A 23588-nucleotide genomic window follows, 5' to 3' on the forward strand; every position below is an offset into this window, starting at 1 on the left:
GAACCAATAAAGAAAACTTGGCTAGCAGCAAGCAAAGCGCAGACGATAGCCTAGTTGCACGTATACTTAGAACGTATAAAAATTTTTAACTACGTTGAATGAACTTCAACGCTAAAATTTTATACGTTCTAACGTACGATGAAATTCGATGTGTCATTTTTACCAGACATTTTGAAAAGCCCTTAAACGCCCAAGGAAGATTTTATTTTGAGTCTTCCTTGGGCGTTTTTAATTGCTTAACAAGTTGCTTATTTGGAGTAACAAAGAGTGTTTTTTGACTATCATAAGTTACAAATCCAGGTTTAGCACCGTTTGGCTTTTTTACATGTCGTATTTTTGTATAGTCAACAGGTACGGAGGAAGATTGTCGCGATTTACTAAAATACGCAGCTAACTGTGCGGCTTCCTGCAATGTTTCATCACTTGGTGCCTTCGAGCGAATAACGACATGTGAGCCGGGAATATCTTTTGTATGCAACCAAATATCATCACGAGCAGCGAGTTTCATCGTTAAATACTCATTCTGTTTATTGTTTTTACCAACTAATATAGTAGTTCCATCAGATGCTATATATTTCTCGGGCACTGGCTTTTTAGTCATGTGCTTATTTTTCCTTGCAACCATATGCTTTTTTAAATAGCCTTCTTCACGAAGTTCCTCGCGAATTTCTTGAACATCATTACTGCTAGCTATATCTATTTGCTGAAGTAATTGCTCTAAATAATCAATTTCCCGTTTTGTCTTTTCAATTTCTGCTGTTACTTTATGTTCTGATGTTTTTAATTTTTGGTATGTCTTAAAGTAATGTTGGGCATTTTCACTTGGTGTTTTCGTTGGATCTAAATCAATGGTTATTTTCTTTTGTTCCGGATTGTAGTAGTCAGTTACCGTCACTTTTTGGTCACCAGCTGACACAAGATGTAAATGTGCTGTTAATAATTCACCTAATCGTTGGTATTTTTCTTTATTTTTAGCTTTTTTAATCGTTTGCTCGTGCTTTTTTAACTTTCGTCGATTTTTATCTCGTTCATTTTTCAAAAAACGATACAAATCTTTTGCTTGTTGTTTGACACGATCCCGCTCTGCTTTTCCTGTGTAAAATTGATCCAGCATGGTATTAGTTGTAGAGAAAGTCATGTTTTCACCAGTAATATGAGTTAAAGGAATGACATGAAAATCTTCTTTTTGATGCTGGTAAATGGTAGGTGTATATTCGTTTTCAAGTAAATGTATCTGAATATCGGAAAAAACTTGTTTATATTTACTACGATCACCTAAATAAGCACGATGAACCATCTCTTTTGCAATAACCGGTGAAAAACCTGTTAAATAATTAATGATTTGGGAGTCGAGCTTGCCTGCATTAAAATCAAGTTTATTAACGAATTGCTCTGCATCTGTTGTCAAGGGATCCAATTTCTCCTGTTTGGGAGGAAGTAAGTAGGCTTGACCAGGAAGAATAGTTCGATGTCTATTTTGCGAGCTTGATACATGTTTTAAACTATCGATAATATGCCCTTGCTCTACATCTACAAGCAATAGATTACTATGTTTTCCCATCAATTCAATAATCAATTTCTTCGTGGACAGATCACCAATTTCATTTCTTCCTTGAATCGTAAATTGTACAATCCGCTCCATTCCAAGTTGATTGATTTGTTCAATGAACGCCCCAGATAAATACTTTCGCAAAACCATGCAGAACATTGGTGGCTCTTTTGGATTCGCAAACTGTTCATTTGTTAGATGCATTCGAGCATATGTTGGATGGATAGAAAGTAATAAAACGAAATTTTTACGTTTATTACGAATAGTTAAGACGACTTCTGTGTCCGTAGGTTGATAAATTTTGGTTATTTTCCCTAAAGTAAGCTCTGCTTTTAACTCTTCTGTTACTGCACGCGTTACAATACCGTCAAATGGCATACGATCACCTCATTGGCAATTATAGCATTTTTATGGACAAGTCTGCATACATATCGTTAAGGAGAAAAAACAACAAAGAAGAAAAAGCAATTTCTTCGAATAGTTATGAGCGCTAGAGTTGGAGGAATGCAGATGAACTGGTATCAATTAGATGTAAAAGATGTAGAAAAGAAACTGCATGTAACTGTGAATCGAGGTTTAACGGATAAACAAGTAGAAAAAAGACAAAAGCAGTACGGAGTGAATGCACTAGAGGCACAGAAGAAAGTACCTAAGTGGTTAATTTTCCTAAAACAATTCCAAGATTTTATGGTGCTGATTTTATTAGCAGCTACCTTAGTAGCTGGATTATTAGGTGAATACATTGATGCAATTGCAATAATGGTAATTGTCCTTGTTAATGGATTCATTGGCTTTTTTCAAGAACAAAAAGCAGAAAAATCGTTGGATAAATTAAAGGAATTATCTGCGCCAATGGCCTATGTCTTGCGAAATAAGAAATGGGAAAGGATCCCATCCAAAGATGTCGTTGTAGGAGATGTTGTCAGAATAACGAGTGGAGACCGGATTCCTGCTGATATTCGAATTGTTAAATCGGATAGTTTAGAAACAGAGGAATCAGCATTAACAGGTGAATCCTTACCAGTAATGAAGCATGCTGCTGCTATCCATCGTGATCATTTAGATGCTCAAGATCAGATTAATATGGGCTTTATGAGTACGCTAGTAACACGGGGATCTGGTATTGGTATTGTAGTAGGTACTGGTATGCAGACAGTAATGGGGCAAATTGCTTCATTAATGGCAAACACAAAAAAAGTAATGACTCCATTAGAACGAAAGCTTGCTGAATTAGGAAAAATATTAATTGTTGTTGCTCTCTTGCTTACTGCTCTTGTTGTCGTATTGGGAGTTGTACAAGGCCAACCATTATATACAATGTTTTTAGCAGGAGTATCGCTTGCTGTTGCTGCTATTCCTGAAGGGTTGCCAGCTATTGTAACCGTCGCATTATCCCTAGGAGTTCAACGAATGATTCGCAAAAAAGCAATTGTTCGCAAGTTATCCGCTGTCGAAACATTAGGCTGTGCTTCGGTTATTTGCTCAGATAAAACCGGGACAATGACGCAGAATAAAATGACTGTAAAAGAAGTCTTTATTAATGGAAAGCATTTATATGTGACAGGAGACGGGTATGAATTAAATGGCGATTATTTTTTAGATAAACAAAAAGTCGATCATCGTTATTCAAATTTAGAATCGATGTTGTTATATGGCATGCTATGCAATCATGCTTCTATTGTTGTAAAAAAGGGCAAACATGCAATAGAAGGAAATCCAACCGATGGGGCTTTGCTGATAGCAGCAAGAAAATTTGGACTGACCATAGTCAATGCAGAACCATATAAAATAATTAAAGAATTTCCGTTTGATTCTGTCAGAAAGCGGATGAGCGTCGTCGTAGAAGATGTGAATCAACGTCGTTTTCTAATTACCAAAGGAGCACCAGAAATTTTATTACCACGATCCACCTATGTGATGGATGAACAAGGGCGCCAGCTATTAAAGGCAAACCAGCAAAAAATGATTGAGCAAGCAATTAATAGTATGGCTGAAAAAGCACTTCGTACATTAGCCATTGCGATCAAGCCATTAACCAAACAAGACGATTTACAATCGAGCATACTGGAGAAAGATCTAACCTTTATTGGTGTATATGGTATGATCGATCCACCTCGTAAAGAAGTGAAAGGAGCTATTAAAGAATGTAGAAGTGCAGGAATTAAAACCGTGATGATTACAGGGGATCATGCAAAAACTGCACGGGCCATCGCTATAAACTTAGATCTAATGCCAGAAGATGGACAGGTTTTAGAAGGATCGCAGATAAATAATATGTCACAGCAGGAACTAGAAGATGTAATTGAAAATATTTATGTGTTCGCTCGAGTTACTCCAGAGCATAAGTTAAGAATCGTTCACGCGTTTCAAGAACAGGGACATGTTGTTGCCATGACTGGAGATGGTGTCAATGATGCACCTGCAATAAAAGCAAGTAATATTGGTGTAAGTATGGGAATTAGTGGAACAGATGTAACGAAAGAAGCATCCTCCCTTATATTAATGGATGATAATTTTGCAACCATTAAAGCAGCGATTGAAGAAGGACGTACCATTTACGAGAATATTAGAAAATTTATCCGTTATTTACTAGCCTCCAATGTTGGAGAAATTCTCGTTATGCTCTTTGCTATGTTGCTTTCCCTACCGTTGCCGCTTGTTCCAGTACAAATTTTATGGGTAAACCTAGTAACAGATGGGCTTCCAGCAATGGCACTTGGAATGGATAAGGCTGAGGGCGAAGTAATGAAAAAACGGCCAAGGAGCTTGAAAGAAGGAGTGTTTTCTCGCGGATTAGGTTATAAAATTATCAGTCGAGGGATTGTCATTGGCATCGTTACGTTGGTCGCTTTTATGGTGACATATCAAGCCAACCCAGATCATCTCGCCTATGCCCGAACTGTAGCATTTACCACGTTAGTACTTGCCCAATTAATTCATGTGTTTGATTGTCGGAGTGAACAATCTATCTTTTCGCGAAATCCATTTGAAAATATGTACCTCGTATTAGCAGTTCTTTCTTCATTGTTCTTGCTGTTAATCGTTGTTTATTGGCAGCCATTGCAGCCAGTCTTCCATACAGTTTCACTTAGCTTAAGAGATTGGATGTTAATCTTCGGCCTAGGTGCTTTACCAACTGTTTTATTTGGTTTTACAAAAAAGTAGATCAGAAAACTATGGGGAACGTATCTAACAGTATGTTTAGGTACGTTCTATTTATTGACGTTTTAGAGGCATGTTTTCTTTATCCCGGATGTAAAGAGCCATATTTTTCTCATTTAAAGATCTGCTTATCATGTTGCAACTTTATGAGAAAAACGGCTCCTAAATTCCCGATTCGTTTAAAGGCCTTAGGTCATACCTTTGCGTTTTCCTGTATCTTGTCAGAAGATCTGCTGTTTATATGCTGCTAACCGAGTGCTTCTAGCTTTTGCGCTTATAATCATCATCGTTAATCTGTTTCATGTATCTGCCTGCCTTGTCAATCCAAACTATTTCATTCAACGACCTATTTATTGCATAACATTTATCGGGCACAACTTTAGCGTAGGGTTATAATTTACCTTTCTCAATCAGGCTAATGGTTTGCCAAGTCACTCCTCTATTTCTGCTAATTGTTGCTGTGTTACGTCTACTTGAACACGAGCTATCTTTACTTTATTTTTCACCTCTTATTTAACCTCCATAACCTAAGTGTAATATATACATTACCAAGTCACTCTATATATTACGCAAAATATACTCTTAAACTCTGATTTCTTTTTAAACATGTATTCTTAAAGTATCTGTACATTTAACAGTCCGTTTCTATTTTACGTATGGAAAAGTTAATCCTGTATCATATATATTAAACGTATTTCTTTTCAAGTTGAAGGGAAAGAGCGTATAATATCCATAGATGGAGTGGTGATGTTTATGGCAGTAAGTATGACAGGCTATGGAAATAAACAAATAGTTACAGAACAAGCAACAATAACTGTTGAAATCAAGACAGTGAATCATCGTTTCCTTGATATACAGATGAAAATTCCGAATAGGTTATTATTTTTAGAAGAAAAACTTAAAAAGATTATTCAATCATTTTTCCAGCGGGGTAGAGTTGAGGTTTATATTCAAATAGATGGGAATACACTTTTCAGTAAACAAGTTCAAATAAATTGGAGTTTAATCGAGCAATATATGACACAATTACAGGAATTAAAACAACGTTATCAGCTTGCTGGAGATATACCGATAACGGTCATTTCAGCATTTCCAGATGTATTCTCCATTCAAGAGGTAGAAGAATATTCGGATGAATTAATATCTACATTGTTAGCAGTAGTTACGGATGTTTGCAAGCAGGTTTATGCAATGAGAAGAGTTGAAGGACAGGCATTGCAAAGCGATTTACAAGAACGAAGTGAAACATTGCAACAGCTCGTTGACGCAATTAAAAGATTACGACCAATGGTCATGAAAGAGTATCGAGAACGAATCAAACATCGATTAGAGCTGCATTTAAACCAAGAGTTAAGTAAAGATGATTCTCGCATCTATCAAGAAATTGTTCTTCTTGCTGAAAAAGGAGACATATCGGAAGAGATAACAAGAATAAACAGTCATATTCAACAATTTAAACAGACGTTAGAATTAGATGGACCGATTGGCCGAAAACTGAATTTTATTACACAAGAATTGCTCCGTGAAGTAAATACAATTGGATCGAAATCAGTTAATAGCTTGATCAGTGAACATACGATCACATTAAAAAGTGAAATAGAAAAAATAAAAGAACAGGTGCAAAACATGGAATAATAGTTGAGTTTTCCCCCCTTTTTTACGTATAATGACACTATAGGTTGTATAATGGTACCAACTATCTGTATAATCTTTCATATTGACGCATTTATTAAAAATAGTGCAAGGGTTAAAATAAACGAATTACATAGTATTAATTTAGCTTTAAGTATGTATTTAAATAGAGGTTAATGGGACTTCAAGTCTGCTAATATTTCTACATCCTTAGAGAATTTGCAATGTATTCCTGCCCGGAGCTTTTCTAGTCCTGTTATAGTACCGACATTAACACGTCCAGTGCGTTGAAGTTCGAAAGGCGAGGTTTCAAGTAGTAGATTGTGTGTATTTAAAATGATCTTCATGAGACAATCCTGTTTAAAAAATTCCGTTTTTACTCGGCTTTGTCTTCTTAAATAATTGCACTGTAATGGTAAATATGAATCTTTCGGTCTTTATTTTTATCCCGCATGTAGGGTGCCGTAAGACTCCCATTTCAAGAGCCTCGAGTTGATACAAAAGGGTCTAAGTGGGAGAAAACGGCACCTAAATGCCTGATTCGTTCAAGGGCCTTAGGTCATACCATTAAAGTACTAACATTCAGTAGGAGATGGAAGAAAACTCCTACTGAATGAAGTTTCACTTTATGATACAGTCTTTAAAGTTTATAACTGGAATGCAACTTGGATACGACGAGCTTCAACGAATTGTTTGTTAAAATAAAATAGAGAAAAAAGAAGTATACGGAGGGTTTATGTTGAGTTTACGTTTAATTAATATTGGTTTTGGAAATGTTGTTTCTGCGAACAGAGTTATTTCGATTGTATCGCCGGAATCAGCTCCGATCAAACGAATTATTAGTGTAGCTAGGGATAACAATAAATTAGTAGATGCAACTTACGGAAGAAGAACAAGAGCAGTTATTATAACAGATAGTGACCATGTTATATTGTCTGCGGTACAACCTGAAACAGTAGGTCAACGTGTGCTAAGTCATGAAGAAATAACGGATGATAATTAGGAGGAAATAATTTGATCGAAGAAAAAGGTATTCTTTTTGTTCTATCCGGACCTTCTGGGGTTGGAAAAGGAACAGTTCGCAAAGCGTTGTTTAGCCAAAAAACAGATTTGAAATATTCTATTTCCATGACAACGCGTGAGAAGCGTCCAGGGGAACAAGAGGGAGTGGATTATTTTTTTAAATCCAAAGAGGATTTCGAAACATTGATTGAACAAAAACAGTTATTAGAATATGCAAAATATGTTAATAATTATTATGGTACACCTCGTAATTACGTAGAAAAAACACTTGCTGCTGGTCACGATGTTTTTCTTGAAATTGAAGTCCAAGGTGCTTTACAGGTTCGTGAGAATTTTCCAGAAGGTGTATTCATTTTTCTATTCCCTCCGAGTTTAGAAGAACTGAAAAACCGGATTCTTCATCGTGGAACGGAAACCGAGGAGCTTGTGTTAAACAGATTAAAAGAGGCAAGAAAAGAGATTGAGATGATGGATGCTTATGATTATGTCGTTGTAAATGATGATGTTGGTTTTGCGGTTTCTAAGATTCAAGCGATTATTCAAAGTGAACATTTAAGACGTGAGCGAATTGCCAAACAATATAAACGGATATTGGAGGATGAATTGTAATGCTGGAACCATCTATTGATTCACTGTTAAGTAAAATTAATTCAAAATATACCCTCGTTATTTTATCGGCCAAACGCGCAAGGCAAATGAGTGAAACGAAAAAGGTGTTGATTGAACATCCTAAATCCCACCAATATGTTGGGATGGCTCTTGAAGAAGTTGAGGCAGGAAAATTATTTATCCAAGAGGAAAACTAGGAAAACCGATCATTTACCTCGCATGTAAGGTGCCGTAAGATACAACTAAGAGAAAACGAAAAGTTTAAATTGTAGAAACGGTAAATGCCCGATTTGTTACAAGGGCCTTTAGGTCATACCATTAAGGTACTAATAATCAGTGGGGGATAAAAGAACCCCCTCACAGATTGAAGATTTACTTTAAATTTATTGATAGAGATATGGAACGAACTGCATGTTTTAGTTTGACAATAAATTCCCTCGCGATACAAGCTGCGAGGGATTTTTCTTCAAGATCAGCTTTTTAAGCTTCTGAACTAACAAGCAAAACCGTTTCTTATTACCATTATCTCTACATATGATTAACTGTTTTAACAATAGAAAGGGGAACTAAGCAATGATTGCTTCTAAAAATATAGTCGTAGGTGTGTCCGGAGGAATAGCTGCTTATAAAGCTTGTACGCTTACTAGTAAGCTGACGCAAAAAGGTGCTAACGTCAAGGTGGTTATGACGGAAAACGCTACAAAATTCGCATCACCTTTAACTTTTCAAGCTCTGTCCCGTAATCCAGTATATACGGATACGTTTGATGAAAAAGACCCTGCTAAAATCGCTCATATTGATGTCGCTGATTGGGCAGATATTGTTATTCTTGCTCCAGCAACAGCTAATTTAATTGGTAAGCTTGCCAACGGCATTGCCGATGACATGTTAACAACGTTACTTCTTGCTACACAAGCAGAAGTATATATTGCTCCAGCAATGAATGTCCACATGTACGCTCACCCGGCTGTTATCCAAAACATGCAAACTTTAGAAGAATGGGGCTATCATTTTATCGAGCCCGGTGATGGTTATTTAGCTTGTGGGTACGTCGGCAAAGGAAGACTAGAGGAGCCTGCCTCAATTATTGAAGCAGTCGAAGCACATCAAGCAGATGAGAAGCACTTGTTTTTACAAGGCAAGCAAGTGCTTATTTCTGCTGGTCCGACTAGAGAAAAAATAGATCCAGTTCGCTTTTTCACGAATCACTCATCAGGTAAAATGGGATTTGCCTTAGCAGAAGCAGCCGCTAAAGCGGGAGCTTCTGTTACTTTAGTAGCTGGTCCTACTTCGTTAGTGGCCAATCATCCAAACATTAAAACAATTCATGTTACTACTGCTGATGAAATGTATCAAGAAATGCATAAACATTTAACTTCCAGTGATATTGTTATTAAAGCAGCGGCAGTGGCAGATTACCGCCCGGCAGTCACGTATGAGCATAAGATGAAAAAGCAAGATGGCCCATTACAGATCAAAATGGAACGAACGAAGGATATATTAAAATCACTTGGTGAACAGAAATCAGGACAGTTTCTTGTTGGCTTTGCCGCAGAAACGGAAGAACCATTTGAAAACGGGAAGAAAAAATTAAAAAGTAAACATCTAGATGCAATTGTCATTAATAATATAGCTTCTGAAGGGGCAGGCTTTGCCAAAGACACGAATGAAGTGACTTATGTAAACAAATATGGAAAAATAGAACATTTGACATTAGCGACCAAACAAGAAATTGCCAGACAAATTATTAAATTAATTCATCAGGATATGGAGGATCCAGAACAGTGAATATTGCGAAGGTTATTGTTGATGTTCCTGCAAGTGCCATAGACCAAACTTTTGATTATCTTGTACCAGAGAAATTTAAAGATATTGCTTCGGTTGGAATGCGTGTAATTGTTCCATTTGGTCCAAGAAAAGTGATGGGGTTTATCGTTGGAGAAAGAGAAACATCAACGGTTACAAAGCTAAAGCCACTTCATGACGTACTTGATCTTCAGCCTGTATTAACAAATGAATTATTAACTCTAGGCAAGTGGCTTGCCGAGCAAACAATTAGTTTACAAATAACAACATTTCAAGCAATGCTCCCACAAGTTTTAAAGGCAACCTATAAAAAAGAACTTGTCCGTATAGCGGAATCACCACTTTCTGCTGAACTGGAAACTTTTTTCGCTGGTCGTGATGTAGTCCCATATGAAGAATTCATTGCGTCCAACATTCCGTATATTCGCTTGTCAGAAGCCGTTCAAGATGGTGATGTAGTGATTGAATATATCGTCAAGTCACGGGTTACCAAAAAATATCAAACGATGATTAAACCAAAAAAAGAACTACATGAACTAGAGGAAGCCCATCTAGATTTAGCTAAAAACGCAAAAAAGCAAAAACAAATGCTGTCATTTTTTATCCAATATCCAGAACCAATTGAAAAACAAAGATTGTTACGTCAATTAAAAACTACGGATCATACAATTAATGCACTAAAGAAAAAAGGATACTTGGAAAGTTACCAAATCGAGGTGTACCGTGATCCTTATCAAGATAGGGAGTTCCCTGCTACAGAAGCTTTACCGTTAACGAACCAGCAAGCAACAGCGATAAAGCCAATGAAAGAAAAAGTGAAGAATGAAGAGCATGATGTATTTTTATTACATGGTATTACCGGGAGTGGAAAAACGGAAATCTATCTCCAAGTGATTCAAGATGTGATTGCTAAGGGAAAAGAAGCGATTATGCTAGTTCCAGAAATTTCCCTAACACCGCAGATGGTGAAACGTTTTAAGGGCAGATTCGGTTCTAATGTTGCTGTCATGCATAGTGCTTTATCGGCAGGAGAAAAGTATGATGAATGGCGTAGAATCTATCGGAAAGAAGTGCAGGTAGTAGTTGGTGCGAGGTCAGCTATTTTTGCACCATTTGAAAACATAGGGGTGATCATTATTGATGAAGAACATGAGTCTACGTATAAGCAAGAGGATCACCCTCGTTATCATGCAAGAGACGTAGCTATTTATCGTGGAAAAGCCCACCAATGTCCGGTGATTTTAGGCAGTGCTACACCAATGCTTGAATCATACGCCAGAGCGAGAAAAGGAGTTTATCAGCTAGCAACATTAAACGAGCGGACAAATAAAAAAGAATTGCCGCCAGTTGAAATTATCGATATGCGAAAAGAGTTACATGCAGGTAATCGTACCATGTTTTCCAGAGTTTTAAAACAGGCGATCGACCAATGCTTACAAAAAGGAGAACAGGTGGTTCTATTATTAAATCGCAGAGGATATTCAACTTTTGTTATGTGCCGAGAGTGCGGTCATGTAAAAGAGTGTCCCCATTGTGATATTGCCTTGACATTTCACAAACGTCATCATAAATTAAAATGTCATTATTGTTCCTATGAAGAACCAATGCCTGTACAGTGTCCTGAATGTCAGAGTGATAGCATCCGATACTTTGGTACGGGTACACAACGGGTGGAAGAAGTACTGGCCCAATTAATTCCAGAGGCAAGGGTTATCCGAATGGATGTAGACACAACACGGAGAAAAGGCTCTCATGAAAAATTGTTGACTCAATTTGCTAATAAGCAAGCTGATATTTTATTAGGTACCCAAATGATTGCAAAAGGTTTAGATTTTGAAAATGTCACATTAGTTGGTGTGTTGACTGCTGATTCCATGCTGCACTTACCAGATTTTCGTTCGTCGGAAAAAACGTTTCAAATTCTTACTCAAGTGAGTGGCCGGGCTGGACGGCATGAACTAGCTGGTAGAGTTATTGTTCAAACGTATACACCTGAGCATTATAGTATTGAACTTGCAAGTCACTATGATTATACGGCTTTTTATCAAAAGGAAATGATCATGCGGAAGAACTTTCAATATCCTCCCTATTTCTTTTTAGCCTTAATAACGATTACTCATCCGAATCAAGTAAAGGTTATACAGATTGCTCAGCAAATAGTAAATATGCTTGCAAAAGCAGTAAAACGGGAAACAATTATTTTAGGACCGACTCCATCACCTATACCACGGATAAAAGATAGATATCGTTATCAATGCATGATAAAATACAGGAATGAACCTGATTTACGCACATATCTGCGTAAAATAGTCGATTATTTTGCGGAGCAAATACGAAAAGATGGTGTATTCATTTCCATCGATTTTGAACCATATCATTTAATGTAAAAACATAGAAAGTGGGTATTTTTGATGAAACGAATTGTCTTTATGGGTACGCCGGATTTTGCTGTACCTATTTTACGTACATTATTAGATTCTCCTTATGAAGTAGTACTGGTAGTTACTCAACCTGATCGACCAAAAGGGAGAAAAAAAATTATCTCACCTACACCGGTGAAAAAAGTAGCTTTAGAGCATCATATTCCTGTGTTTCAACCTGAAAAGCTTAAGGATGAGTATAAAAAAGTGCTCGCTTATGAACCTGATTTAATTGTAACTGCAGCATATGGTCAGATTTTACCTAAAGAATTATTAACAGCACCAGCTTATGGATGTATTAATGTCCATGCATCGTTATTACCAGAATTACGTGGTGGAGCGCCAATTCATTATGCGATTATGCAAGGAAAGTCAGAAACCGGGGTTACCATTATGTATATGGTGGAAAGACTAGATGCTGGAGCTATGCTTACCCAGCGTAAAGTAACGATTGAAGATAATGATCATGTTGGAAGTCTACATGATAAGTTAGCTGAGGCAGGTTCACAGTTATTAAAGGAAACATTGCCGAAATTATTTGCTAATGAGCTTACAGCTATGGAACAGGATGAAAACCAAGCGACATTTGCCCGTAATATTACGCGTGAACAAGAAAAACTCGATTGGAGTCAATCAAGTAAAGCCATTTATAATCATGTTCGTGGACTTCATCCTTGGCCGGTTGCTTATACGCTATTTCATGGAAAACCACTAAAAATATGGTGGGGAGAGCCGGTAGAACGAACCTTCTCTAATGCCCAGCCAGGAGAAATCGTAGATAAGCCTGGAAATGAATCCTTTATTGTTGCATGTGGGGATCAAAAAGGCTTTCAAGTTATCGAGATGCAGTTAGCCGGAAAAAAACGAATGCATGTAAAAGACTATTTGCGAGGAAATCCAGATGAAATTAAACTAGGACAAATAATGGGTGAGTAATTCAGATGGCAAATAAATCACTGCGAAATACAATATTAGATACATTAATGCGAATTGAAAATGATCAGGGTTATAGTCATTTATTAATTAATCATGCGTTGAAAACGGGATCTCTTCAGACACAAGATGAAGGATTATTTACCGAAATCGTGTATGGAACGATTCAACGTAAATTAACATTAGATTATTATTTAACATCATTTATAAAAAATCAAAAGAAGCTTGATTCATGGGTAAAATCATTATTAAGAATGTCTTTGTATCAAATGGTTTATTTAGATAGGATTCCTGATCATGCGGTCATCCATGAAGCTGTAGAAATTGCCAAACTGCGTGGACATAAAGGGATCGCTTCATTTGTCAATGGAGTATTGCGTGCTGTTCAACGGAAAGGAGTGCCTGATTTATCAGCTATAGCAGATGATTCGAAACGAATTTCTATTGCTACGAGTCATCCTAGATGGCTTGTAGACCGATGGATAAACCAATATGGAAAAGAAATCACGGAAGAAATGTGTCAAGCAAATCTAGACAATAAATCTTTGTCTATTCGCATCCAACCTTTGAAAATCAGTCGTGATGTTGCCGTAAAGCAATTAGAGCAAGAAGGGTTTATTGTTCGTCCATCTTTGTTTTCCCCACAAGGTATCATTATTGAAACAGGAAACATCCTGAAAAGCAAGTTGTTTCAGAAGGGCTTTATTACGATTCAGGATCAGACGTCTATGTTAGTTGGAGAAATATTAAAACTAAAACCGGGTTTAAAGGTGCTCGATGCTTGCAGTGCTCCTGGTGGAAAAGTTACCCATATCGCAGAGAAAATGAAAAACCAGGGTCATATTCATGCGCACGATCTTCATGCTAAAAAAGTAAAACTGATTCAGAATAAAGCGAAACAGCTGGATTTATCCATTATCGACTCTTCAGCTGCTGATGCTCGTAAATTACGTAACCATTATGCGGAAGAAACATTCGACCGAATTCTTATTGATGCTCCTTGTTCTGGTTTAGGTGTCATTCGAGGAAAGCCGGAAATAAAATATCATAAACAGGAAAGCGATATTGTTCGTCTGGCGGAGATTCAATTGGACATTCTTAATCAAGTAAGTCCTCTCCTAAAAAAGGATGGCTTGATGGTATACAGTACATGCACAGTTGACCAACAGGAAAATGAACAAGTTGTTCAACAATTTTGTGAACAACAGTCAATGATAGAAGTAGATCACGCTTTTTTTACCGAATTACCGTTAGAATTGCAAGCAACTCATGGAGTTAGTTCCTATGGTTTGCAAATTTTCCCACAAACTTTTCAGACAGATGGATTTTTTCTTACTCGCTTCAAGCGAAAAAATGGCTAAAGATACTTCTTTTCTTCAGTAGATTGTGTAATACTGTAATTAATTAGAACGGAATCGAGGCATAAGAGTGTTTTGAGACTTCAAGCACTTCGATAAGAAAACCAGAAGGCTATGTGCTAAAGGAGTGAACTAATTGAAAGCTCATTTTCAAACAGATCGAGGGCAAGTTAGAAGTCATAATGAAGATTCAGGAGGCATTTTTTACAATGCAGCAAATCAGCTTTTAGCTGTTATAGCTGATGGAATGGGTGGACATCAGGCTGGGGATGTAGCTAGTCAAATGGCAACTCATCTGCTTCAGGAAAAGTGGGAAAAAACAGAAGGTCTGAATTCTCCAGATGAGGCTGAAACTTGGGTGGAAAAAGTTGTAGCAGATGTTAATACATCGGTTTATCAACACGCACAGGAAAATGAAGAATGTTTTGGCATGGGAACTACAATTGTCATTGCTATTTTGCTCAATGATATTTTAACGATTGCCCATATTGGAGATAGTCGAGCGTATATTATTTCGGATGAGACGATAAGCCAAATTACAGAAGATCATTCTTTAGTTAATGCACTCGTTCAATCTGGACAAATATCGAAAGACGAAGCGGCTCATCACCCGCGTAAAAATGTAGTTCTAAAAGCATTAGGAACGGAAGGATCTGTAACATGTGATGTCCGCTCCTTAAAATTTAATTTAGATGAAACATTATTATTATGTACGGACGGGTTGACAGACAAAGTAAGTGATAATGAGATTTATTCCCTTGTCCAAGCAAAATCAGAACTATCTAGTGTAGGACAAAATTTGATCGCTTTAGCTAATGAGCGTGGTGGGGAAGACAATATTTCTCTTATTTTAATACAACGCGAAACCCCTACAAAGAAAGTAGGTGAATCATCATGATGAAAGGCCATCTAGTAAATGATCGCTATCAAATCAAAAAGATAATTGGTAGCGGTGGGATGGCAAATGTCTATTTAGCAAGAGACATTATTTTAGATAGAGACGTTGCTATTAAGTCATTGCGTTTAGAATTTGCAAATGACGAGGAGTTTATTGCCCGTTTTGATCGAGAAGCACATTCTGCTACGAGCTTAAACCATCCGAATATCGTTAATATTTATGATGTTGGCGAAGAGGATCATTTACTTTACATGGTGATGGAATATGTAAAAGGAATGACCTTAAAGGAATACATACAGCAACATGGACCGCTTGGTGTGCAAGAAGCATTGGATATTATGCGGCAAATAACCTCTGCGATTGCTCATGCACATGCCAACGAAATCATTCATCGAGATATTAAGCCGCAAAACATATTAATTGATACAAATGGACAAGTAAAAGTTACAGATTTTGGAATTGCTATTGCTTTGAGCGCAACATCATTGACACAAACGAATTCGGTTCTCGGTTCAGTCCATTATTTATCGCCAGAACAAGCAAGGGGAGGAACGGCTACGAAAAAATCGGATATTTATTCGATCGGTATTGTCTTTTATGAGCTTTTAACAGGGCGGCTTCCTTTTTCTGGTCAATCGGCCGTATCTATAGCTTTAAAACACTTGCAAAATGATACGCCTTCTGTACGTAAATATAATACTGATATTCCACAAAGTGTGGAAAATATTGTATTAAAGGCCACTGCAAAAAATCCATTTCATCGTTATGAAACGATTTATGATTTAGAAGATGCTTTAGAAACAGCTTTACTTCCAAGTAAACTTAATGAGCCGGTTTTTGTTGCACCTAATGAAGAAGGAGAAGATACGAAAGCAATCCCGATCATTACCGATGGAGTCGATCATTCGGATAATGAAGATACGATTATCCATGCTGCCAATAGTGAAACAAAGCCTTATCAAGAAGAAAGAAAGAATGTTAAACAACCGGACAAGCAAACAAAAAAACAACGCCCTAAAAAGAAAAAAAGCAAAAAGAAAAAAAGTAAAAAGAAAAAATGGCTAATCGCTTTAGCTCTATTCTTACTGATTATTGCTGGCTTGACAGCTCTCTTCTTATTTACTGATTTTTTTAAAGCCAAAGATGTTGTAGTTCCCGATGTTAAAAACATGGCATATAACGATGCAGTAACTAAGCTGGAGGAAGCGAAGTTTACTGTAAAACAAGAAGAAGTTTTTTCAGATGACGTTGCAGAAGGATATGTAGTTAATACGGATCCTAGCGCTGGCAGTACATTGAAAGAAGGTGCTACAGTTACAGTACAGGTAAGCCAGGGAAAAGAGAAAGTTCCTTTTCCTGATTATGAAGGGAAAGATTTTGATCAAGTAAAACGACTGTTGGAAGAAGAGGGGTATGAAGTACTTGATCCTTATGAAGAACATTCCGATAAACCAGTAGGAAAAATCATTGATCAAATTCAACCAACGGCTGACAGTGAAGTAGTGCCAAGCGAAACGAAGGTTATTTTCCGAGTAAGTATTGGCCCTGAAACGGTTAGCTTAAACAATTTAAAAGGTATGACAGAAGCAGAAGCATCCGATTATTTGACGAGCAATGGGTTGAAAATGGAAAAAATAACGGAGTACTCCGACACCACACCAAAAGGAGAGGTCATTCGCCAGGAACCAGAGACAAATACAGAATTGGTTGTTGGTTCCACAGTAAAAGTTTATATTTCTTCCGGTCCGGAAAAACGACCACCTGTCTCGCATACGGTCAAATATAAGGTGCCTTATAATCCGACTAACGGTGAAGAGGAAGAAGCGAATCGTGAGGAACAAACTGTAAAAGTATATGTTGGAGATATGAATAATGATTTATCTGAAGTTTTTATGGAAGAGAAGATTACAGAGGATACAGAAGTAACCTTTACGTTAACGATTGCTCCAGGAAGTAAAGCAGAGTATATTATTAAGCGAGATGATGAAGTGATTTCCAATAAAACTGTTTCTTATGAGGAAGGTGAATAAATGGCAAATGGCAGAATTATTAAGGCATTAAGCGGTTTCTATTATGTAGAAGCTATGGGAAAGGTATACCAATGTAAAGGCAGGGGGGTATTTCGAAAAAAAAATATTACTCCTTTAGTTGGAGATATCGTAACATTTGATATTAGCGGCGAAAATGAAGGATATATTTTAGAAATACAACCTAGAAAAAATGAGCTTCTGCGGCCGCCGATTGCTAATATTGATCAAGCAATCATTGTCAATTCTGCGATAAAGCCAACATTTAATACGACATTGCTTGATCGATTTCTTGTACTAGTAGAAGCGGAAGGAATTAAGCCGGTCATCTTTTTTACGAAAATGGATTTGGTAAAGCAAGAAGAAAATCAATTCCTTGCTTACGAAAAGGATTATCAACATATAGGTTATGATGTAGAAATGCTGTCCGTAAAGAATATGAAAGAAACATCTATTTTAGAACGTTACTTTAAAGATAAAATTACCGTCATTGCTGGACAATCAGGGGTAGGAAAAACGACTTTATTAAATGCAATTGATCCATCATTGGCCTTAAAAACAGGAAAAATATCTACAAGCCTTGGTCGTGGGAAACATACGACCAGGCATGTAGAGTTGATCCCGTTACTTGGTGGATTGGTTGCTGATACGCCGGGTTTTAGCTCATTAGAATTCCAAGATATCCCGTTATCAGAGCTCGCTGATTGTTTTCCGGAGATGAAAAAAAGAAAAAATGATTGTAAGTTCCGTGGTTGTATGCACGTAAAAGAACCAAAATGTGCGGTTAAACAAGCGGTAGAAGCCGAGGAAATCCCTAAGTATCGTTATGATAATTATGTTCGTTTTTATGAAGAAATTAAACTAAGAAAGCCGAGGTATTAATATGACAAAATTAGCTCCTTCTATATTATCAGCAGACTTTGCACGTTTAGGTGAAGAAATTCAGGAGGTGGACCGTTTAGGTGTCGATTATATTCATGTAGATGTCATGGATGGACATTTTGTACCAAATATTACGCTAGGTCCGCAAATTGTTCAGGCAATTCGTCCAATAACGGAGCTTCCTCTGGATGTTCATCTTATGATCAGTAATCCAGATCAATTTATTCCAGCATTTGCAAATGCAGGAGCCGATATTATAACGGTACATCAAGAAGTGTGCCCTCATTTACATCGTACTATTCAATTAATTAAAGATCAGGGTATAAAAGCCGGTGTGGTCATTAATCCAGCAACTCCAGCAGAAATGTTACTTCCTATCTTACCTGATGTGGATATGGTGTTAATCATGACGGTTAATCCAGGTTTTGGCGGTCAATCTTTTATTGAAAGCACTATCGGCAAAATAAAGCTCGTTAATAAATGGCGGCATGATTTTGGTTTTAACTTCGAAATTGAGGTCGATGGAGGGATTAAGCCAAAAACAGCAAAAATATGTACGGATGCCGGTGCAGATGTACTTGTTGCTGGAAGTGCTATTTTTGCTGAAGAAGACAGAAAACAAGCGATACAAAAGATTTTAAATGCTGTAAAGGGAACGGTTTAACGTGTCTGTAGTAGCTATTGTCGCTAACGGGCCAAATTGGTATCCGGATTTTTATCATTATCAACCAATCGTTGATTACTGGATCGGAGCAGACCGAGGTGCTTTAACATTAGTTGAACATGATCTTACGATGGAATATGCAGTAGGAGATTTTGATTCTACTACGGATGAAGAAAAAAATGTTATTTTGAACAAAGCCAAATATTATCAGACATACCCTGCTGAAAAGAATGAAACAGATCTGGAAATCGCATTAATGAAGGCGTATGAGCTAAATCCAAAAATCATTTATCTATTCGGTGTCACTGGCGGGAGAATGGACCATGCATTAATTAATGTACAGCTGCTTTATAGGATTGTAAGCAAAGGGATTCGAGGAATTATTGTTGACAAAACGAATTATATAGAATTAACGCTTCCAGGGAAGTATACGGTGAAGAATGATGCAAATTATCCAATCGTTTCATTTATTCCTTTTTCCTCTAAAGTTGTTGGTATTACATTAGAAAACTTTTACTATCCATTAATAAATGCGACCATTTCATGGGGATCGACACTTTGCATTTCAAACAAGCTGATTAAAAATAGTGGTACTTTTTCGTATAAAGAAGGCATACTATTATTAGTAAAGAGTCGTGATGCGATTTCTGGATAGCTTTGTTTGTAAAGAGGAGGGCGAACTCATGAAATTTTATACGATCAAGCTCCCGAGATTTATTGGCGGATTTGTAAAAGTTATTATTGGAACATTTAAGAAAGAAAAGTAAACAGCTAATAAGGAGCTGGTAATGACTGGCTATGATTTTAAGTAAACTATTATGTTTTTATCCGTATGTATATAAGACTACTTTTGGAAGCTATGCTAAAATATTGCCATGAGTACGAATCCATGGCATGTTTTTTTATGGGGGATCTGACACTGATTGTAAGTTACAGTTGTTTTTTAAATGCATGTTGCAATTATCTAAGTTCCATCGTCATTGGAATAGACGGATTTTAACAAAACAATTTTTATAATAGAAACAAGCACCTTTTAATGAAGGTGCTTGTTTCATAAACGAATGCGTTAATTTTATATTATACGCGTTGTACTTTCCCTGATTTTAGGGCGCGTGCAGAAACATAAACTCTTTTCGGTTTACCATCTACCATAATACGTACTCGTTGGACATTGGCTTTCCATTTACGCTTATTAGCATTCATAGCGTGCGAACGGTAATTTCCAGTGCGAGTTTGGCGTCCAGTTATAACACATTTTCTGGCCATGCTATCCCTCCTACTTCTTTTCCTATGACAAACAAATTTCATTTCATACCTATACAATTTACCATAACTTTTTACACTTGGCAATTATTCTTTTCCAAAAAATGCAATAGATAAAGAAAACTATAGCGATGTAAATAAAGCGAAACTTGATTCAGTTGGGATTTTCCTTCATTCCCTACTAGATAGAAGTAAAACAAAGGATAACAACATCTAGGACCTTAAAAAACACTTTTCTTCGTGCTACATTGCTATCGAAACTTATTCTTCCTAGAAAGTGAACAACAATTTTTCTACTTGAGATGTATCGCTCCGAAGCTTTCCCTGTCCATCAATCCGCGAGTCGGGTATGTAGGTGAGTTCGTATTCTCTATAACTTTTGAAGTGGTAGTTTTACGGCACTTGACATACGGGATAAAGTTATCACTTTTGATAAACGTTTTTTTCTCAAATAACTTTTGATATACTTACTCAGAGTCTTCGTTTGACATGGGATACCCATGCTTTTGGCAGCAATTAAAGCAATAGGTATATCCTTTACATATCCGATTAAATAAAACTAACATTTGATGGGGAAAACTCCCATGGATAGATGTTTCATTTTATACATAAAGAAAAAATACTTGACAGATGCTTGTAAATCGTACATTGTTAGAAGGGGTAATTTTAATACGATTAAGAAATGAGTTTTTAGCGTAGAGCTTCGCTTGGCGCAGTGAAATGTTTAATGTTCAAAGTCAAAGTGTAACTTAGCATTTGCTTGTGTCAAAGGCATGTCGCCGCTAAGTTTTCGTAAAATGGAATTCATCTTTACTTTTAAAATGGTCCTGCATGTAGTAGAATATTTTTAGAATGTGAGCAGGTATTATAAGGAGGATTCAAATGTCCATTGAACTTCATACAAATGATGGTCAAGTAACGATAACAAACGAAGTAATTGCAACTATTGCCGGAGGAGCAGCTGTTGAATGCTACGGCATCGTTGGAATGGCTTCAAAAAGTCAAATTAGAGATGGTATTGCGGAAATACTACGAAAAGAAAATTATTCAAAAGGGGTTATCGTTCGACAGGAACAGCATCGCTTGCATATCGATATGTATATTATTGTAAGCTACGGTACTAAAATATCGGAAGTTGCTCATAATGTTCAATCTAAAGTAAAATATACATTAAGCCAGTCCCTTGGTTTGGATATTGATTCAGTTAACATTTATATACAAGGGGTTCGGGTAACCCAAGAATAATGGACATGAATTTATTGTTTGCTCTAGCGTCTGTTGATGAACAGGCGCTTATGAGTTCTTGTTTATTAGAGGAGGAAATGAAAAAGTGAGTTTACAACAAGTAGATGGCAAGATGCTAACACAGATGATTTTGTCTGGTGCTCATCATTTAGCAAATAATGCCAATAAAATCGATGCTTTAAATGTATTCCCTGTGCCTGATGGCGATACAGGAACAAATATGAATTTAACAATCACTTCAGGAGCAAATGAAGTAAAAAAGATATCGAGTAACCGAGTATCTGATGTTGCGGAGGCATTCGCCAAAGGACTCCTAATGGGGGCAAGAGGGAACTCAGGTGTCATTTTATCGCAAATTTTTCGAGGTTTTTCCAAAGGGTTGGATAAAAAAGAAGCGGCTACATCTGAAGAACTGGCCAAAGCATTTGAAAGTGCTGTTACATCAGCTTATAATGCAGTAATGAAGCCTGTCGAAGGCACTATCTTAACAGTCGCCAAAGATTCAGGACATAAAGCGGTAGCTATAGCTAAAAAGGAAAAAGATATTATAATGCTCATGGAAAAAATTGTAGCAGAAGCAAAAGCATCTTTAAAACGTACTCCGGAGCTGCTGCCAGTACTGAAAGAAGTAGGAGTAGTTGATTCAGGCGGACAGGGTTTAGTTACCATTTATGAGGGCTTTTTGGCTGCACTAAAAGGTGAGGAGCTCCCTGAAGATACATCGGATTTTAATATGGATGAAATGATCAATGCAGAACATCATAAAACAGCCCAAGACTTTATGAATACAGAAGATATTAAATTCGGATACTGTACAGAGTTTATGGTTAAATTCAAAGAAGATAAATTAAAAGCATATCCGTTTGAGGAAGAGGCATTTCGTAATGAATTAAGCAATCATGGAGATTCATTATTGGTCGTATCGGATGATGAATTAGTAAAGGTCCATATTCATTCTGAACACCCTGGCGAATGTCTCAATTTAGGGCAACGTTATGGTGATCTGATTAATATGAAAATTGAAAATATGCGAGAACAGCATACAGCAATTGTCGGTAGTAAACCTAAGCAAGACAAGCTTAAAACAAAAACTGAATATGGGATTGTAACGGTAGCAATGGGGGAAGGACTTAAAGAATTATTGGAAAGCCTTGGTGCAACGGTAGTAATACAAGGTGGACAAACAATGAATCCAAGTACGCAAGATATTGCGGATGCTATCAAAGCAACGAATGCGAAAAAAGTACTAGTATTGCCAAATAATAAAAATATCTTTATGGCTGCTGATCAAGCGGCAGAATTAGCTGATCAGGATGTAAAAGTTATTCCAACCAACACAATCCCTCAAGGAATTAGTGCCATGTTGGCCTTTCATCCGGATAGAGACTTTGAAACGAATGAAAAGGCAATGAATGTGGCTAGAAAAGAAGTGAAAACTGGTCAAGTTACATATGCCGTCCGTGATACACAAATTGACGGGATTTCGATTGAAAATGGACATTTTATGGGAATTGAAGACGGGAAAATTGTTGCCACAAATCCAGATAAAACGGAAACTGTTAAATTACTTTTAGAGAAGATGATCACTGAAGATGATGAGATCCTTACGGTTTTACAAGGTGAAGATGTATCAGAAGAGGAGATTGCTGAACTTGTAAAGTATATTGAGGATACGTATGAAGACATAGAAGTAGAAGTACACAATGGGAATCAGCCGATTTATTCGTATATTTTCTCTGTAGAGTAATTTTTCTTAACTATTCACAATTCATTAGTTTTTGTAACGAGTATTATCCTCCTCTCTTTTGGCAGAAGCAAGCGCTATGCCCTTGTTTAGCCCCGGCAAGCGCCGGAACTCCGACGAGGAGGCGCCTGTGCCGCAAGAGGAGTGAAACGACCTCGAGAGGCTGGTCGATCGAGTGCATAAGTTATACGAAGCTACCTTCAAAAAGATATTCATCATGTAAAAAAAGGATATCATTTGCAAGAAAATGAAAAGAGGCTGGGACAAAACTAGCCGAAAATAAATAAAAATGGTTCCGATCATCGGTTTTTGATGATTGGAATCATTTTTTGTTGGGGTATTTTCAGTGTTTATTGGTTGGTTTGTGTTTTTG

The 23588-nt window shown here is 37.0% G+C and carries 19 protein-coding genes and 1 pseudogene; 17 read left to right on the forward strand and 3 right to left on the reverse strand.

Features of this window, described 5'->3' with window-relative positions; genetic code table 11:
- Window positions 1–202 precede the first annotated feature (202 nt).
- Window positions 203–1927, reverse strand: a complete 1725-nt coding sequence (locus KQI21_RS04080) for an Rqc2 family fibronectin-binding protein (RefSeq protein WP_216482764.1) — start codon at window positions 1925–1927, stop codon at window positions 203–205.
- A 132-nt stretch (window positions 1928–2059) separates the two neighbouring features.
- Here KQI21_RS04080 and KQI21_RS04085 point away from each other — a divergent pair, with 132 nt between their 5' ends.
- Window positions 2060–4714, forward strand: coding sequence for a cation-translocating P-type ATPase (locus KQI21_RS04085; protein ID WP_216482765.1), 2655 nt, complete (start codon window positions 2060–2062; stop codon window positions 4712–4714).
- A gap of 258 nt (window positions 4715–4972) precedes the next feature.
- Here KQI21_RS04085 and KQI21_RS04090 read toward each other — a convergent pair.
- Window positions 4973–5217: pseudogene (locus tag KQI21_RS04090) on the reverse strand (helix-turn-helix transcriptional regulator).
- A 247-nt stretch (window positions 5218–5464) separates the two neighbouring features.
- Here KQI21_RS04090 and KQI21_RS04095 point away from each other — a divergent pair.
- The 14 genes from KQI21_RS04095 to spoVM all read left to right on the forward strand — a co-directional run bounded on the left by KQI21_RS04095 (window position 5465) and on the right by spoVM (window position 19730).
- Window positions 5465–6346, forward strand: coding sequence for a YicC/YloC family endoribonuclease (locus KQI21_RS04095; RefSeq protein WP_216482766.1), 882 nt, complete (start codon window positions 5465–5467; stop codon window positions 6344–6346).
- Between the two features lie 736 nt (window positions 6347–7082).
- Window positions 7083–7346 (forward strand): extracellular matrix/biofilm regulator RemA, encoded by a 264-nt coding sequence (gene remA, locus KQI21_RS04100; protein WP_077320362.1) that lies wholly within the window; start codon window positions 7083–7085, stop codon window positions 7344–7346.
- A gap of 11 nt (window positions 7347–7357) precedes the next feature.
- Window positions 7358–7975 carry a guanylate kinase gene (gene gmk / locus KQI21_RS04105; protein WP_216482767.1) on the forward strand — a complete coding sequence of 206 codons (618 nt, stop codon included), beginning with the start codon at window positions 7358–7360 and terminating at the stop codon, window positions 7973–7975.
- Entirely contained in the window at window positions 7975–8172 is a 198-nt protein-coding gene (gene rpoZ / locus KQI21_RS04110; protein WP_216482768.1) for a DNA-directed RNA polymerase subunit omega, read from the forward strand. Before gmk ends, rpoZ begins: the two co-directional genes overlap by 1 nt.
- Window positions 8173–8548: 376 nt before the next feature.
- On the forward strand, window positions 8549–9763 hold the full coding sequence (gene coaBC / locus KQI21_RS04115; protein ID WP_216482769.1) for a bifunctional phosphopantothenoylcysteine decarboxylase/phosphopantothenate--cysteine ligase CoaBC: 1215 nt from the start codon (window positions 8549–8551) through the stop codon (window positions 9761–9763).
- On the forward strand, window positions 9760–12168 hold the full coding sequence (gene priA, locus KQI21_RS04120; protein ID WP_216482770.1) for a primosomal protein N': 2409 nt from the start codon (window positions 9760–9762) through the stop codon (window positions 12166–12168). Before coaBC ends, priA begins: the two co-directional genes overlap by 4 nt.
- Window positions 12169–12192: 24 nt before the next feature.
- The gene (fmt, locus tag KQI21_RS04125) at window positions 12193–13137 is read left to right on the forward strand and encodes a methionyl-tRNA formyltransferase (RefSeq protein ID WP_216482771.1); all 945 of its coding nucleotides are present in this window, start codon (window positions 12193–12195) and stop codon (window positions 13135–13137) included.
- A gap of 5 nt (window positions 13138–13142) precedes the next feature.
- Entirely contained in the window at window positions 13143–14495 is a 1353-nt protein-coding gene (rsmB, locus tag KQI21_RS04130; RefSeq protein ID WP_216482772.1) for a 16S rRNA (cytosine(967)-C(5))-methyltransferase RsmB, read from the forward strand.
- Window positions 14496–14628: 133 nt separating this feature from the next.
- Complete coding sequence (locus KQI21_RS04135) at window positions 14629–15390, forward strand: Stp1/IreP family PP2C-type Ser/Thr phosphatase (RefSeq protein WP_216482773.1); 762 nt, start codon at window positions 14629–14631, stop codon at window positions 15388–15390.
- Window positions 15387–17420, forward strand: a complete 2034-nt coding sequence (pknB, locus tag KQI21_RS04140; protein WP_216482774.1) for a Stk1 family PASTA domain-containing Ser/Thr kinase — start codon at window positions 15387–15389, stop codon at window positions 17418–17420. The genes KQI21_RS04135 and pknB overlap by 4 nt, the downstream gene beginning before the upstream one ends.
- Window positions 17421–18299, forward strand: coding sequence for a ribosome small subunit-dependent GTPase A (gene rsgA / locus KQI21_RS04145; RefSeq protein ID WP_216482775.1), 879 nt, complete (start codon window positions 17421–17423; stop codon window positions 18297–18299). It abuts the gene before it with no gap.
- A 1-nt stretch (window position 18300) separates the two neighbouring features.
- Window positions 18301–18963: a ribulose-phosphate 3-epimerase gene (rpe, locus tag KQI21_RS04150; RefSeq protein ID WP_216482776.1), complete on the forward strand. Its 663-nt coding sequence runs from the start codon at window positions 18301–18303 to the stop codon at window positions 18961–18963.
- Between the two features lies 1 nt (window position 18964).
- Entirely contained in the window at window positions 18965–19618 is a 654-nt protein-coding gene (locus tag KQI21_RS04155) for a thiamine diphosphokinase (protein WP_216482777.1), read from the forward strand.
- Between the two features lie 28 nt (window positions 19619–19646).
- On the forward strand, window positions 19647–19730 hold the full coding sequence (gene spoVM / locus KQI21_RS04160; RefSeq protein ID WP_077320374.1) for a stage V sporulation protein SpoVM: 84 nt from the start codon (window positions 19647–19649) through the stop codon (window positions 19728–19730).
- Between the two features lie 310 nt (window positions 19731–20040).
- On the opposite strand, the gene rpmB is transcribed toward spoVM, so the two are convergent.
- Window positions 20041–20229: a 50S ribosomal protein L28 gene (gene rpmB, locus KQI21_RS04165; RefSeq protein ID WP_216482778.1), complete on the reverse strand. Its 189-nt coding sequence runs from the start codon at window positions 20227–20229 to the stop codon at window positions 20041–20043.
- 879 nt (window positions 20230–21108) lie between these two features.
- Between rpmB and KQI21_RS04170 the strand changes: the two genes are divergently transcribed.
- Complete coding sequence (locus KQI21_RS04170) at window positions 21109–21471, forward strand: Asp23/Gls24 family envelope stress response protein (RefSeq protein WP_216482779.1); 363 nt, start codon at window positions 21109–21111, stop codon at window positions 21469–21471.
- 85 nt (window positions 21472–21556) lie between these two features.
- Window positions 21557–23218: a DAK2 domain-containing protein gene (gene fakA, locus KQI21_RS04175; protein ID WP_216482780.1), complete on the forward strand. Its 1662-nt coding sequence runs from the start codon at window positions 21557–21559 to the stop codon at window positions 23216–23218.
- Window positions 23219–23588 lie beyond the last annotated feature (370 nt).

The organism is Virgibacillus proomii (assembly GCF_018916875.1).
GTDB classification, from domain to species: domain Bacteria; phylum Bacillota; class Bacilli; order Bacillales; family Amphibacillaceae; genus Virgibacillus; species Virgibacillus proomii_B.

Excerpts from the sequence above, each read along its gene's own strand:
- spoVM (WP_077320374.1), top strand. The coding sequence starts at position 19,647 with ATGAAATTTTATACGATCAAGCTCCCGAGATTTATTGGCGGATTTGTA.
- KQI21_RS04080 (WP_216482764.1), bottom strand. The coding sequence starts at position 1,927 with ATGCCATTTGACGGTATTGTAACGCGTGCAGTAACAGAAGAGTTAAAA.
- rpmB (WP_216482778.1), bottom strand. The coding sequence starts at position 20,229 with ATGGCCAGAAAATGTGTTATAACTGGACGCCAAACTCGCACTGGAAAT.
- rsmB (WP_216482772.1), top strand. The coding sequence starts at position 13,143 with ATGGCAAATAAATCACTGCGAAATACAATATTAGATACATTAATGCGA.
- coaBC (WP_216482769.1), top strand. The coding sequence starts at position 8,549 with ATGATTGCTTCTAAAAATATAGTCGTAGGTGTGTCCGGAGGAATAGCT.
- KQI21_RS04170 (WP_216482779.1), top strand. The coding sequence starts at position 21,109 with ATGTCCATTGAACTTCATACAAATGATGGTCAAGTAACGATAACAAAC.
- pknB (WP_216482774.1), top strand. The coding sequence starts at position 15,387 with ATGATGAAAGGCCATCTAGTAAATGATCGCTATCAAATCAAAAAGATA.
- fmt (WP_216482771.1), top strand. The coding sequence starts at position 12,193 with ATGAAACGAATTGTCTTTATGGGTACGCCGGATTTTGCTGTACCTATT.
- KQI21_RS04095 (WP_216482766.1), top strand. The coding sequence starts at position 5,465 with ATGGCAGTAAGTATGACAGGCTATGGAAATAAACAAATAGTTACAGAA.
- rpe (WP_216482776.1), top strand. The coding sequence starts at position 18,301 with ATGACAAAATTAGCTCCTTCTATATTATCAGCAGACTTTGCACGTTTA.
- rpoZ (WP_216482768.1), top strand. The coding sequence starts at position 7,975 with ATGCTGGAACCATCTATTGATTCACTGTTAAGTAAAATTAATTCAAAA.
- KQI21_RS04085 (WP_216482765.1), top strand. The coding sequence starts at position 2,060 with ATGAACTGGTATCAATTAGATGTAAAAGATGTAGAAAAGAAACTGCAT.
- rsgA (WP_216482775.1), top strand. The coding sequence starts at position 17,421 with ATGGCAAATGGCAGAATTATTAAGGCATTAAGCGGTTTCTATTATGTA.